General features: G+C 59.5%; 8 protein-coding genes. 1 reads left to right on the top strand and 7 read right to left on the bottom strand.

Annotation, left to right across the window (positions count from 1 at the left end; genetic code table 11):
- The 4 genes from HEP69_RS08590 to rpsL all read right to left on the bottom strand — a co-directional run.
- On the bottom strand, positions 1-302 hold a 302-nt coding region (locus tag HEP69_RS08590; RefSeq protein ID WP_290558137.1), incomplete at its 3' end, for a GTP-binding protein.
- 85 nt (positions 303-387) lie between these two features.
- Positions 388-2,505 (bottom strand): elongation factor G, encoded by a 2,118-nt coding sequence (gene fusA, locus HEP69_RS08585; protein WP_290558136.1) that lies wholly within the window; start codon positions 2,503-2,505, stop codon positions 388-390.
- A gap of 21 nt (positions 2,506-2,526) precedes the next feature.
- Entirely contained in the window at positions 2,527-2,997 is a 471-nt protein-coding gene (gene rpsG, locus HEP69_RS08580; RefSeq protein ID WP_290558135.1) for a 30S ribosomal protein S7, read from the bottom strand.
- Positions 2,998-3,011: 14 nt separating this feature from the next.
- Positions 3,012-3,383: a 30S ribosomal protein S12 gene (gene rpsL / locus HEP69_RS08575; protein WP_050931498.1), complete on the bottom strand. Its 372-nt coding sequence runs from the start codon at positions 3,381-3,383 to the stop codon at positions 3,012-3,014.
- A 373-nt stretch (positions 3,384-3,756) separates the two neighbouring features.
- Between rpsL and HEP69_RS08570 the strand changes: the two genes are divergently transcribed.
- On the top strand, positions 3,757-4,566 hold the full coding sequence (locus HEP69_RS08570; protein ID WP_290558134.1) for a putative rhamnosyl transferase: 810 nt from the start codon (positions 3,757-3,759) through the stop codon (positions 4,564-4,566).
- Here the strand turns inward: HEP69_RS08570 and HEP69_RS08565 are convergent.
- The 3 genes from HEP69_RS08565 to rpoB all read right to left on the bottom strand — a co-directional run bounded on the left by HEP69_RS08565 (position 4,541) and on the right by rpoB (position 14,520).
- Entirely contained in the window at positions 4,541-5,419 is an 879-nt protein-coding gene (locus tag HEP69_RS08565; RefSeq protein WP_290558138.1) for a DMT family transporter, read from the bottom strand. The two genes, HEP69_RS08570 and HEP69_RS08565, sit on opposite strands and share 26 nt — an antisense overlap.
- 644 nt (positions 5,420-6,063) lie before the next feature.
- Complete coding sequence (gene rpoC, locus HEP69_RS08560; protein WP_290558133.1) at positions 6,064-10,305, bottom strand: DNA-directed RNA polymerase subunit beta'; 4,242 nt, start codon at positions 10,303-10,305, stop codon at positions 6,064-6,066.
- Positions 10,306-10,386: 81 nt separating this feature from the next.
- Positions 10,387-14,520: a DNA-directed RNA polymerase subunit beta gene (gene rpoB / locus HEP69_RS08555; RefSeq protein ID WP_290558132.1), complete on the bottom strand. Its 4,134-nt coding sequence runs from the start codon at positions 14,518-14,520 to the stop codon at positions 10,387-10,389.
- Between the last annotated feature and the right edge of the window lie 242 nt (positions 14,521-14,762).

The raw sequence follows: 14,762 nt of genomic DNA, 5'->3' as shown, positions 1-14,762 counted from the left end.
CCTTTTTTTGTCTTTTTTTCGCTTGGCCCCCGCGGCGATGCGTAGTCTCTGTTGTCGGCGGGGGCGTCGGGGGGTGACACATGCCCATAGTGGCGCGCATCGGTCTCGTATTCCACATGCGCCGTCGAGATCGTGATCCCACGCGCCTTTTCCTCGGGCGCACCGTCAATCTGGTCATACGCTTTGAAATCGCCGAAATACTTCGTGATCGCAGCCGTCAGCGTCGTCTTGCCGTGGTCAACGTGACCAATCGTGCCGATGTTTACATGCGGCTTCGTGCGTTCAAACTTTTCCTTTGCCATCTTTTGGCTCCTCTTTTTCGTTTGGGCGGCGGGGTGAACCCCGCCCTACGGTGGGTGGTAGGGCGGGGTTAACCCCGCCTTCCCGTTATGCGTATTTCGACTGGATCTCGTCGGAGATGTTCTGCGGCACCGGGTCGTAATGATCGAACTGCATCGTGAACTGCGCGCGGCCCGAAGACATCGAGCGCAGGGTGTTGATATAGCCGAACATATTGGCCAGCGGCACCATTGCAGCGATCGCGATGGCGTTGCCGCGCGGTTCCTGACCGGTCACCTGACCGCGACGCGACGTCAGATCGCCGATAATGCCACCGGTATATTCCTCCGGCGTGATCACCTCGACCTTCATGATCGGTTCGAGCAGTTTCGCACCGGCCTTCTTCATGCCTTCGCGCATGCCCATCCGGGCCGCGATCTCGAAGGCCAGAACGCTGGAGTCCACATCATGAAACTTACCGTCGATGAGGGCCACCTTGAAGTCGATCACGGGGAAGCCTGCCAGAGGACCGCTGTCCATCACCGACTTGATGCCTTTTTCAACGCCCGGGATGTATTCCTTGGGCACGGCACCGCCGACGATCTTGGATTCGAACGAATAGCCCTCGCCCGGCTCTGTCGGCGAAATGACCATCTTGACCTCGGCGAACTGACCCGAGCCACCCGACTGCTTCTTGTGGGTGTAGGTATGCTCGACCTCGTGGCCGATGGTCTCCCGATAAGCCACCTGCGGCGCACCGATATTGGCCTCGACCTTGAACTCACGCTTCAGGCGGTCGACCAAAATGTCGAGGTGCAATTCGCCCATGCCCTTCATGATGGTCTGACCGCTTTCCTGGTCGGTCTCCACACGGAACGAGGGGTCTTCGGCGGCAAGACGGGCCAGACCGGCGGACATCTTTTCCTGGTCGCCTTTGGTCTTGGGCTCGACCGCGATCTCGATCACCGGATCCGGGAAGGTCATGGTTTCCAGAACCACCGGCTCTTTCTCGTCACACAGCGTATCGCCCGTGGTCGTGTCTTTCAGACCCGCCAGCGCGATGATGTCACCTGCAAACGCCTCTTCGATCTCTTCGCGGTTGTTCGAATGCATCATCATCATCCGACCGATGCGTTCTTTCTTGCCTTTGGTCGAGTTCAGCATCGAGCCGCCCTTGTTCAGGACGCCCGAATAGATGCGGGTAAACGTCAGCGAGCCGACGAACGGGTCGTTCATGATTTTGAACGCCAGGCCGGCAAACGGCATGTTGTCATCCGCACGACGCGGGATGTCGCGGGTTTCCGTTTCGTCACCGGGTTTGAAGCCCATGTAATCGACAACGTCCAGCGGGCTGGGCAGGTAATCGATCACGGCATTCAGCAGCGGCTGAACACCCTTGTTCTTGAACGCCGAGCCACACAGAACCGGGATGAATTTGATGGCCAGTGTGCCCTTACGGATCAACTCGCGCAGTGTGGCCACGTCAGGCTCTTCCCCTTCGAGATAGGCCATCATCGCGTCGTCGTCCATTTCGACGGCGGTTTCGATCAGCTTGCCGCGCCATTCGTCGGCGGTCGCTTTCAGGCTGTCACGGATCGGGCGCTTTTCCCAGGTCGCACCCAGGTCTTCGCCGGCCCAGACCCACTCTTGCATGGTCACCAGGTCGATCATGCCTTCAAGCTCGTTCTCGGCCCCGATCGGGATCTGGATCGGAGCTGGTATGGCCCCGGTCCGGTCTTGGATCATATGCACGCAGTTAAAGAAATCGGCGCCGATCTTGTCCATCTTGTTGACGAACACGATGCGCGGAACCTTGTAGCGATCAGCCTGGCGCCAAACGGTTTCTGTCTGAGGCTCAACCCCGGCATTCGCATCCAGAACAGCGACAGCACCATCCAGAACCGCCAGCGAGCGCTCGACCTCGATGGTAAAGTCCACGTGGCCCGGCGTGTCGATGATGTTCATCCGGTGCTTTTCGGTATCGGCGGTCTCGCCGTCCTCGGTCCGCTCCCAGAATGTAGTGGTCGCAGCCGAGGTGATGGTGATGCCGCGTTCCTGCTCCTGCTCCATCCAGTCCATGGTGGCCGCACCATCGTGCACCTCACCGATGTTGTGGGACTTGCCTGTGTAATACAGGATACGTTCCGAACAGGTGGTCTTGCCGGCATCAATGTGAGCCATGATGCCGAAATTGCGGTAGCGGTCGAGCGGATATTCGCGTGCCATTGGTCGAATGCCTCTAAAGGGTTACCAGCGGTAGTGGCTGAACGCTTTGTTCGCGTCTGCCATCTTGTGGGTGTCTTCACGCTTCTTCACGGCCGAGCCACGGGATTGCACAGCATCCAAAAGCTCACCGGCGAGGCGTTCTTCCATCGTGTTTTCGTTGCGGTTGCGCGAGGCGGTGATCAACCAGCGGATCGCCAGCGCCTCACGACGCTCGGGGCGCACCTCGACCGGGACCTGATAGGTCGCCCCACCCACACGGCGCGAGCGGACCTCAACGGCGGGTTTGATGTTTTCCAGCGCTTCATGGAATACTTCGACAGGGGCGCGCTTGATCTTGCCTTCGACACGGTCGAGCGCGCCATAGACGATCCGCTCGGCGACGGATTTCTTACCGTCGAGCATCAGGTTGTTCATGAATTTTGTCAGGACCGTATCGCCATATTTGGCGTCGGGCAGGACTTCGCGTTTTTCGGCTGCGTGACGGCGGGACATCTGTGTTAATCCTCTTACTTCGGACGCTTGGCGCCGTATTTCGAACGACGCTGCTTACGGTCTTTGACACCTTGCGTGTCCAGAACACCGCGCAGGATGTGATAACGCACACCGGGAAGGTCTTTCACACGGCCGCCGCGGATCAACACAACCGAGTGCTCTTGCAGGTTGTGGCTCTCGCCGGGGATATAGGAAATCACTTCGTAGCCATTGGTCAGACGGACCTTGGCGACTTTCCGCATCGCCGAGTTCGGCTTTTTCGGCGTGGTGGTGTAGACCCGCGTGCAGACTCCGCGTTTTTGCGGGCACTGCTCCAGGTGCATGGACTTCGAGCGTTTGATTTTGGGCTGACGCGGCTTGCGGATCAGCTGTTGGATCGTTGGCATTGGGCTTTGTTCCCCATCTCTCAACACATGTGTCAGGCGGGGCCGCCCCCGCGGTTTACAATTCGTTCACACCTTACGCGTCCGCAAAGCGCAAAAACCGCCTTCGCCCCCTATTTTGTGGGAACGACGCGGTGGGTTTCCAGAGGATCGGGCCGTCTTGCAGACCGGATCGTGACCACTTCAGCTCTGATATCGGCCTATTGCGGGGCTTCCCCCAAGCCGGATGAGCGGCGTATAGGGGGAGTCGGATGCCTTGTCAACAGCCCCCCGGGCCCACGCAAACGCCGTTGCAATGAACCGGCACGGATGTCAGATTCCAGGCAAGTTACATGGGCACGCGCAAGCCCCAGATCAACGAGGTTCCGCAACGGTCATGCAGGTTATCGGGCTCTGTCGGTTCTCTTATCCCGGCCATGGCGGATTTCAGATCGAACATGAGACGATGGCCCAGCGCATCGACTATCTTTATGGTGACGCGCGCTTGTCGGCGCGGTTCGCACAGTTCGAGGCCATCACACTGCCGGGGATCAAGGCGCAGACCGACCCGGACTTTACCTTTGTCGTGGTCATCGGCGACAGCCTGCCTGCCCGGTGGCGCACCCGGCTGGAGGCGCTTTTGGCGGATATCCCGCAGGCGCAGATCCAGACGCATGCACCCGGCCCACATCGACAGGTGATGCAGGCGGCCATCAACGCGGCCAAGGCGGATCCCGAGGCACCCTGCCTTCAGTTTCGTCACGATGACGACGATGCGGTGGCGATCGATTTCGTGGAACGGTTGCGCGCGGCGGCGGCCGAAAATGCGGATCTTGTGGCCAAGAACCGGCTGGTCGCGTTTGACTTCACCCATGGATACTCCATCAGCCCCGGTCCAGATGGGATCGAGGTCGCGCCAAGCGTGCTGACACTCTACGGTGTGGCGCTGGCGATGGCGGTGCGCGGCGGGGCAAAACAGACGATCATGAACTTTGCCCACAAAAAACTGGGTCAATTCATGCCCGTTGTCAGCTATGCGGACACACGGATGTTTCTGCGCGGGCATAGCGACCACAACGATTCCCGGCAAAAGGCAGGCGTCGCGCCATTAGAAACGGCGCCTTTGGACGAACAGACGGCCGAGCTTATCTGGGAACGCTTCCGCATTGACGAGGCAACCGTCAGGCGGGTTTTTTCTCGGATTTGAGTCTGCGCTCGCGGTAGAGCGTGAAGATTCCGCTGGCCACCACGATTGCCCCGCCAAGCATTGTGATCCCATCCGGCCAATCGCCAAAAACGAGCCATCCCAAAAGCAGCGCCCAGAGCAGCCCCGTATACCGGAACGGCGCCACCGCCGACACCTCACCGACCCGCATGACCATCACGCTGAAGGCATAGCCGCCCATGATGAAAAGCGACGAGGCCGCGATCAGCGCCCCTTCCCGCATATTGACGGGTTGCCAGTCGATGGTGAGCGATGCCAGCGCCGCAAAGACCAGAATCGAGGCCGAGGTGATCACCGTCACCGTCATCGACGACACCTCAGCCGACATGCGCCGCGTGACCAGATCGCGGACGGTCACGCTTGCCACCGCAGCCAGCGCAAAGAGACTATGCTGCGTGAACCCATCCGTGCCCGGACGCACGATCAACACCATGCCCGCAAAGCCCACGCAAATCGCGATCATCCGTCTCCAGCCCACCTGCTCGCGAAAGAAGAGGGCCGCACCCAAAGTCACGGTCAGCGGCAAGACCTGTAAAATCGCCGTGACATTGGCCAGCGGCATCGCCAGCAGCGCCGAGAGAAAGAAATAGGCCGCCGCGATTTCGGCCAGGCAACGCCAGGCAACCAGTTTGCGATCCGCACGCGGCATGGAAAAGCGCAAGCGGCCCAGGGCGCGGGCCAGGATCAACAAAAGGAGCGTCGCCAGAATGGCCCGCAAGGTCAGCAGTTGAAACAGGGGGATGGTCTGGCCCACCAGCTTGACGAAGGTGTCGTTAATGGTGAAGGCCGCCATGCTCGCCATCATCAAGAGCGCGCCTGCAACATTCGGTGACAAACGGTTCACGTTGGCGCCCCTCCCCGTGGCCGACCTGAGCGAGCATAGACATGATCAAGGGGGCGCTCACAAGACCTGGTGCGTGGTCGGGCGATCCAATCTGCCCCTGAGCCGTGAAAGGGATCAATGGCAAGGCCGCAAGGCCCGTCCAGAACAGAGCAACAGCCCGTGGCGCAATGATTAGACCGTGCAGCAATGGTAATACCGGGTGCCTGGCTTGGGCGAACACGGGCCAAGTGGCTGCTTGCGCGCCCATAGACCGTTTCTCGCTTAGGCTGAATGGTTTGGTTGCGGCCTCTCTCTTCCGTGGATCGCGGACCGTGATGAGTGCTGCGTTCAGGATTAATCGAGATATGTCAGTCGACAAAGCGGATGAGGCTGATGTTGAAAGGCTCGTGGCGAAGGCCTGCTTTGGGTTGGAGTGCCCAGATAATGCCAATCAGAGCAAGCAGCAGTAGGGACGCCATCGTGAAGACCGGTTTTGCGACTGATGCGGCACTGCAAAAATGGAGCGGACGGTCCGAAACCTGATGTCAATCACGGGGTTTCGTGCAGGTGAGACAAGCCGGACAGCCGACTTTCGCTCAATAAAGAAAAGGCCCCGCCGGGGCGGGGCCTTTCTCAATGCTTCGGGTAAGCGGTGATCAATCGCGGCTTTCGGGCGTTTCGACCAGGGTGTCGAATTCGTCCCCGCCAACCACATCGTCCTGAATCGGCGCAGCCAGGGCGGCAGCGGCTTCGGCTTCTTCCCGACGAGCGTCGATAACGACGTTGTCACGCTCGGTCGCGATCCGGCGCACGCGCTGGGTTGCCCCACCTGTTCCCGCCGGGATCAGGCGGCCCACGATCACGTTCTCCTTCAGGCCCAAGAGCTTGTCTTTCTTGCCTTGAACCGAAGCTTCGGTCAGAACCCGCGTGGTCTCCTGGAAGGATGCGGCAGAGATGAAGCTGCGCGTTTGCAGGCTGGCCTTGGTGATGCCCAACAAGATCGGTTCGCCCTGTGCGGGGCGCCCGCCCTTCGACAACGCCTTTTCATTGGCGGTATCGAATTCCTGCTTGTCCACATGTTCGCCCTTGAGCAGCGTGGTATCGCCGCTGTCCTGGATCTCCCATTTCTGGAGCATCTGGCGCACGATCACTTCGATATGCTTGTCGTTGATCTTCACGCCTTGCAGACGATACACATCCTGCACCTCGTCGATCATGTAATCGGCCAACGCCTCGACACCCATGATCGACAGGATGTCATGCGGCGCCGGGTTGCCGTCCATGATGTAGTCGCCCTTCTGGATAAAGTCACCTTCCTGAACCGGAATGTGCTTGCCCTTGGGCACCATGTATTCGACGGCCTCCATCCCCTCTTCGGACGGCTCGATCGAGATGCGGCGCTTGTTCTTGTAGTCGCGTCCGAACCGGACATAGCCATCGGCCTCGGCGATGATCGCGTGATCCTTGGGACGACGCGCCTCAAAGAGTTCGGCCACACGCGGCAGACCACCGGTGATGTCCTTGGTTTTTGCACCTTCACGCGGGATCCGCGCCACGACATCGCCGGTCTTGATCTCCTGACCTTCTTCAATGGACAGGATCGCGTCCACCGACATCTGATAGGTCACCGGGTTGCCCGCATCGTTGCGCACCGGTTCGCCGTCACCATCCACCAGAATGATTTCAGGCTTGAGCTCGTTGCCCTTGGGGGCCGCGCGCCAGTCGATCACGATCTTCTGGGTCATGCCGGTGGCATCGTCGGTTTCATCGCGCACCGCAATGCCGCTGACCAGATCGACAAACTTCGCCGTCCCGTCCTTTTCGGCAATGATCGGAAGAGTGTAGGGATCCCACTCAAAGAGCTTGTCGCCCCGACCCACCTTGCCGCCATCCTCGACAAACAGCTTGGAGCCATAGCCGACCTTGTGGCTGGCACGCTCCTCACCGGTCTCGTCCTTGATGATCAGCTTCATGTTCCGGCCAACGACCAACATCTCGCCCATGTCGTTTTTCAGGGTCTGCGCGTTCTCGAATGTGATCAGACCCTCCTGCGAGGCCTCAAGGAACGACTGTTGGCCGCCCTGCGCAACACCGCCGATGTGGAAGGTCCGCATCGTCAGCTGGGTGCCGGGTTCACCGATGGACTGCGCCGCGATGATGCCCACCGCCTCGCCGGTGTTGACCATTGTGCCGCGGGCCAGGTCGCGCCCATAGCACATTGCGCACACGCCTTCCTCGGCCTCACAGGTCAGGGGCGATCGAATGCGGGCGGATTGCACCGCATGCTCTTCCACCAGATCGGCCATCCGTTCGTCGATCAGCTGACCATGCGCCACAAGAACCTCGTCCGTGCCGGGTTTCAGCAGATCCTCGGCCGCGACACGGCCCAGAATACGCTCGCCCAGCGACGCCACGACCTCACCATCGTTCACCGCCGGTTCAGCGGTGATGGCGTTGTCGGTGCCACAATCCTTCATCCGGACGATGCAATCCTGTGCGACATCGACCAGCCGCCGCGTCAGATAGCCTGAGTTGGCGGTTTTCAGAGCGGTGTCAGACAGGCCTTTCCGCGCGCCGTGGGTGGAGTTGAAGTACTCCAGAACGGTCAGACCTTCCTTAAAGTTCGAGATGATCGGCGTTTCGATGATGTCGCCGTTCGGCGTGGCCATCAGACCCCGCATCCCGCCCAGCTGTTTCATCTGCGTGACCGAGCCCCGCGCACCGGAATGCGCCATCATATAGACCGAATTGGGTTCCTGTTCCGTCCCGCTTTCGTCCCTGGTCGTGGCCGAGATCGAGCCCATCATAGCCTCGGTTACCCGGTCGTTACATTTCGACCAGGCATCCACGACCTTGTTGTATTTTTCACCTTGGGTGATGAGGCCGTCCATGTACTGCTGTTCAAAATCCTTCACCTGATCGCGTGTCTCGTCGACGATCGACCATTTGGTGTCAGGGATCAGCATGTCGTCCTTGCCAAAGGAAATGCCTGCGCGGAACGCTTCCTTAAAGCCCATCGACATGATCTGGTCACAGAAAATGACGGACTCCTTCTGACCGCAATAGCGATAGACCGTGTCGATGACCTGCTGCACTTCTTTCTTGCGAAGCAGGCGGTTGACCAACTCGAACGGTGCCTTTGCGTTCAACGGCAACAGCGCACCCAGACGCACCCGACCCGGCGTGGTTTCAAAGCGCTTTTGCACTTCGTTACCTTCCTCATCGATCTGCGTGATCCGCGCGGTGATCTTGGAGTGCAGATGTACTTCGCCCGCGTCCAGCGCGTGCTGAACCTCGTCGATGGAGCCAAAGATCTTACCTTCGCCCTTCATGCCCTCACGCTCCAGGGTCACATAGTAAAGACCCAGGATCATGTCCTGCGACGGCACAATGATCGGCGCGCCGTTTGCGGGCGACAGAACGTTGTTCGTCGACATCATGAGAACACGCGCTTCAAGCTGCGCTTCGAGAGACAGCGGCACGTGAACCGCCATCTGGTCGCCATCAAAGTCGGCGTTGAAGGCCGAACAAACCAGCGGGTGGAGCTGGATCGCTTTGCCTTCGATCAGCACCGGCTCGAACGCTTGGATACCCAGGCGGTGCAGCGTCGGCGCGCGGTTCAACAGAACGGGGTGTTCGCGGATCACCTCATCGAGGATATCCCAAACCTCCGGCCGCTCTTTCTCGACAAGCTTCTTGGCCTGTTTGACCGTGGAGGAGAGACCCTTGGCCTCAAGCCGCGAATAGATGAACGGTTTGAACAGCTCCAGCGCCATCTTCTTGGGCAGACCGCACTGGTGCAGTTTGAGTTCCGGCCCGGTCACGATGACAGACCGGCCAGAGAAGTCGACGCGCTTGCCCAAAAGGTTCTGACGGAACCGACCCTGCTTGCCTTTCAGCATATCCGACAGCGATTTCAGCGGGCGCTTGTTGGCCCCCGTGATCACCCGGCCGCGGCGACCGTTGTCAAACAAGGCGTCGACGGATTCCTGCAGCATCCGCTTTTCGTTGCGTACGATGATATCGGGCGCCCGCAGCTCGATCAGCCGCTTGAGGCGGTTGTTCCGGTTGATCACCCGGCGATAAAGATCGTTCAGATCCGACGTCGCGAAACGGCCCCCATCCAGCGGCACCAGCGGGCGCAGCTCTGGTGGGATCACCGGCACCACGGTCATCACCATCCATTCCGGACGGTTGCCGGATTCAAGGAAGCTCTCGACCACTTTCAGGCGCTTGATGATCTTTTTGGGCTTCAGCTCCCCTGTCGCCTCCTTGAGGTCGGCGCGCAGCTGTTCTGCCTCGGCCTCCAGATCGATCTGAGCCAGCATATCACGGATCGCTTCGGCACCGATATTGGCGGTGAAAGCGTCCATACCGAACGCGTCCTGGGCATCCATATACTCTTCTTCGGAGAGCATCTGGCCATAGCTGAGATCGGTCAGACCCGGCTCGATCACCACGTAGTTTTCGAAATAGAGCACCCGTTCGAGATCGCGCAGCGTCATGTCCAGCATCAGACCGATGCGGGAGGGCAGCGATTTCAGGAACCAGATATGTGCGACGGGGGCGGCCAGTTCGATATGGCCCATCCGCTCGCGGCGCACCTTTTGCAGCGTGACTTCCACGCCGCATTTCTCGCAGACGACGCCGCGATACTTCATGCGCTTGTATTTGCCGCACAGGCATTCGTAATCCTTGATCGGGCCAAAGATACGCGCGCAGAACAGGCCATCGCGTTCGGGCTTGAAGGTCCGGTAGTTGATGGTTTCGGGTTTCTTGATCTCACCATAGGACCACGAAAGGATCCGCTCGGGGCTGGCCAGAGAAACCTTGATCTCGTCAAACACCTTAGGCGGCGTCAGCGGGTTGAACGGGTTGTTTGTCAGTTCCTGGTTCATTCTTTTTCCTCACAAATCAGAGGGTGCGGGGGAGCGATTTTTCGACGAAAAATCGGGCTGGAGAAAACTCGCAGAATTTCCTCACTCCTCCTCCGCATCCAGGAGTTCCATGTTCAGGCCAAGGCCACGGACTTCTTTGACGAGCACGTTGAACGATTCCGGCACGCCGGCTTCGAAATTGTCCTCGCCCTTCACGATGCTTTCATAGACTTTCGTCCGTCCGGCAACGTCGTCCGATTTCACGGTCAGCATTTCCTGCAGGGTATAGGCGGCGCCATAGGCTTCCAGAGCCCAGACCTCCATTTCACCGAACCGCTGGCCACCGAACTGCGCTTTACCGCCCAACGGCTGCTGGGTCACAAGGCTGTAAGGCCCGGTCGAGCGCGCGTGGATCTTGTCATCCACCAAGTGGTGCAGTTTCAGCAGGTACTTGATGCCCACGGTCACGGGACGCGCGAACTGCTCCCCCGTGCGGCCATCAAAGAGCACCGACTGGCCCGAGCTGTCAAAGCCCGCACGGGTGAGCGCATCGTTGACATCCGCCTCCTTGGCGCCGTCAAAGACCGGTGTCGCGATCGGCACACCGCGGGCTACGTTACCGGCCGCTTCGACCAGCGCATCCTCGTCCATCAACGCGATGCCTTCGTCATAAACATCGTCGCCATAGGCGTGATGCATCGCTTCGCGCACCGGGGTCAGATCGCCTGACCGGCGGTATTCCTGCAACGCCTCATCCACATTCAGGCCCAGACCACGCGCGGCCCAACCCATATGCGTTTCAAGGATCTGCCCGACGTTCATACGGCTGGGCACACCCAGCGGGTTGAGACAGAAATCAACCGGCGTCCCATCGGCAAGGAACGGCATGTCTTCCATCGGGACAACCTTGGAGATCACGCCCTTGTTGCCGTGCCGTCCGGCCATCTTGTCGCCCGGTTGCAGCTTGCGCTTTACCGCCACGAACACCTTGACCATTTTCATCACGCCCGGGGGCAGATCGTCACCGCGGCGGACCTTTTCGACCTTGTCCTCGAACCGGGCATCGAGCGCGCGTTTTTGCACCTCGTATTGCTCGTTCAGGGCTTCGACGATCTGGGCGTCCGCCTCGTTTTCAAGCGCAAGCTGCCACCACTGACCACGGGTCAGCGTGTCCAGCAGATCATCGTTGATTTCAGCGCCGGATTTCACACCTTTCGGACCCTTGGCAACGATCTTGCCCATGATCAGCGATTTCAGACGGGCATAGATGTTGCGATCCAGGATCGCCATTTCGTCATCGCGGTCACGCGCCAGACGCTCGACCTCTTCACGCTCGATCTGGAGCGCGCGCTCGTCCTTCTCCACGCCGTGGCGGTTAAACACCCGCACTTCGACCACGGTTCCGAAATCACCGGGTTTCACCCGCAATGACGTGTCGCGCACGTCCGAGGCTTTCTCACCGAAGATCGCGCGGAGCAGTTTCTCCTCAGGTGTCATCGGGCTTTCGCCCTTTGGCGTGATCTTGCCCACAAGGATATCGCCCGGCTCCACATCGGCCCCGATATAGACGATGCCCGCCTCGTCGAGGTTGCGCAGGGCTTCCTCGCCCACATTGGGGATGTCGCGGGTGATCTCTTCCGGCCCCAGCTTGGTGTCACGGGCAGCAACCTCAAACTCCTCGATATGGATCGAGGTAAAGACATCGTCCTGCGCGATGCGCTCGGAGATCAGGATCGAGTCCTCATAGTTGTAGCCGTTCCAAGGCATGAACGCGACGACCACGTTCTTGCCCAGCGCCAGTTCACCCAGATCGGTCGACGGCCCATCGGCGATCACTTCGCCTTTGGTCACGGTCTGCCCCACTTTCACAAGTGGACGCTGGTTGATGCAGGTGTTCTGGTTCGAGCGCTGGAACTTGCGCATGCGGTAGATGTCCACGCCCGCGTCGCCCAGTTCCAGATCCTCGGTCGCCCGGATCACGATCCGCTGCGCGTCGATCTGGTCGATCACACCGGCGCGTTTGGCCTGAATGGCGGCACCCGAGTCAATCGCCACCTTCTCTTCGATACCGGTTCCGACCAGGGGCGCCTCGGCCTGCAACAGCGGCACCGCCTGCCGTTGCATGTTCGAGCCCATCAAAGCGCGGTTCGCGTCGTCATTTTCCAAGAACGGGATGAGCGAGGCCGCCACAGACACCAACTGCTTGGGGCTGACGTCGATCAGATCAACCGCATCGACAGGCGCCAAGGTATAGTCACCGGCCTGGCGGGTGTTGACCATCTCGTTCTTGAACCTGCCGTTTTCATCCAGCGTCGCGTTGGCCTGTGCCACGGTGTGCCGCATTTCCTCGGTGGCCGACATATAGTGAACCTCGTCGGTCACCTGCCCGCCTTCGACCCGCCGATAGGGCGTTTCGATAAAGCCGTATTTGTTGACCCGCGCAAAGGTGGCCAGAGAGTTGATCAGACCGATATTCGGGCCTTCCGGCGTTTCAATCGGACACATCCGGCCATAATGGGTCGGGTGCACGTCGCGCACCTCAAAGCCCGCGCGTTCACGTGTCAGACCGCCGGGGCCAAGCGCAGAAAGGCGGCGCTTGTGGGTCACTTCGGACAGCGGGTTGGTCTGGTCCATGAACTGCGACAGTTGCGAGGAGCCAAAGAATTCGCGCACCGCGGCCGCGGCCGGCTTGGCGTTGATCAGATCCTGCGGCATCACCGTGTCGATTTCGACCGAGGACATACGTTCTTTGATCGCGCGCTCCATCCGCAACAGACCAACGCGGTACTGGTTTTCCATCAACTCGCCAACCGAGCGCACACGACGGTTGCCCAGGTGGTCGATATCGTCAATGTCACCCTTGCCGTCCCGCAGTTCGACCAATGCCTTGATACAGGCAACGATGTCTTCCTTGCGCAGGGTCCGCTGCGTGTCTTCGGCGTCAAGCGCCAGACGCATGTTCATCTTGACCCGGCCCACGGCCGAAAGATCATAGCGTTCACTGTCGAAAAACAGCGTGTCGAACAGCGACGAGGCCGCATCCACGGTGGGCGGCTCACCCGGGCGCATCACACGGTAAATATCCATGAGCGCGGTTTCGCGGTTCATGTTCTTGTCTTGTGCCACGGTGTTGCGCATATAGGCGCCGACATTGATATTGTCGATATCGAGCACCGGGATATCGGTGACACCGGCGTCGATCAGGTCTTTGACCGTACCGCCGATCAGCGTGCCATCCTTGTCGTATTCCAAGGTCAGCTCATCGCCAGCCTCGACATAGATCGCGCCGTCTTCTTCGTTGATGATGTCTTTGGCCGCGAACTTGCCCACGATATGATCGAATGGGACCAGCAGATCGGTCACCGCGCCCTCGTCGATCAGCTTCTTGACCGCACGCGGCGTGACCTTTTTGCCCGCCTCGGCAATCACGTCACCGGTTTTGGCGTCGACCAGATCATAGGTCGGACGGGTGCCCCGCGCACGTTCCGGGAAGAACGGCGTGACCCAGCCTTTACCCTTTTTCAACTTGAAACTGACAGTCTCGTAATAGGCATCCATGATGCCTTCCTGATCCATGCCCAGCGCATAAAGCAGCGTCGAGACGGGCAACTTCCGGCGACGGTCTATGCGCGCGAAGACGATGTCCTTGGCATCGAACTCGAAATCGAGCCAGCTGCCCCGATAGGGGATGATGCGGCAGGCAAAAAGCAGCTTGCCCGACGAATGGGTCTTGCCCTTGTCATGATCAAAGAACACGCCGGGAGAGCGGTGCATCTGGGAGACGATCACCCGCTCGGTTCCGTTCACGATAAACGTACCGTTGGGCGTCATCAGGGGCATATCCCCCATAAAGACGTCCTGTTCCTTGATATCCTTGACCGATTTCGCGCCGGTATCTTCGTCCACATCGAACACGATCAGGCGCAGCGTCACCTTGAGCGGCGCGCTGTAAGTCATGTCGCGCTGCTGGCATTCCTCGACGTCGTATTTGGGCTTTTCCAGTTCGTATTTCACGAATTCCAGGACGGCGGTCTCGTTGAAGTCCTTGATCGGAAAGACCGACTGGAAGACCCCCATGATGCCTTCACCATCGGCGGGACGGTCCTGATCGCCGGATTTCAGGAAAAGATCATAGGAGGATTTCTGCACCTCGATGAGGTTCGGCATCTCCAGAACTTCGCGGATTTTGCCGTAGTACTTACGAAGACGTTTCTGGCCAAGGAACGATTGCGCCATGTCAGGTGTCACCTTTCAAGTTTCTCACCGGGCGAATACCGTTGGGGCGACGGCATCCTGCCCATACGAGACGACGTGTCCGGATCCATTCATGGCCACCGTCCCAAAGGTGGCCTCCCGATCCGCGAACCACGCCTTAGAAAACGCTCCGTTGGAATGAAGCCCTTTCTAAGACAGGTTCAGCTGGACCCGGTGTTTCCCGGATCCAGCCTCATTTCTTCGGCAGCGGATACGATTTTTCG

Source organism: Aestuariivita sp. (assembly GCF_021404545.1).
In the GTDB taxonomy this organism is placed as follows: domain Bacteria; phylum Pseudomonadota; class Alphaproteobacteria; order Rhodobacterales; family Rhodobacteraceae; genus Aestuariivita.
The sequence above is the reverse complement of the archived record's forward strand: the minus strand, read 5'-3'. Positions and strand labels throughout refer to the sequence as shown.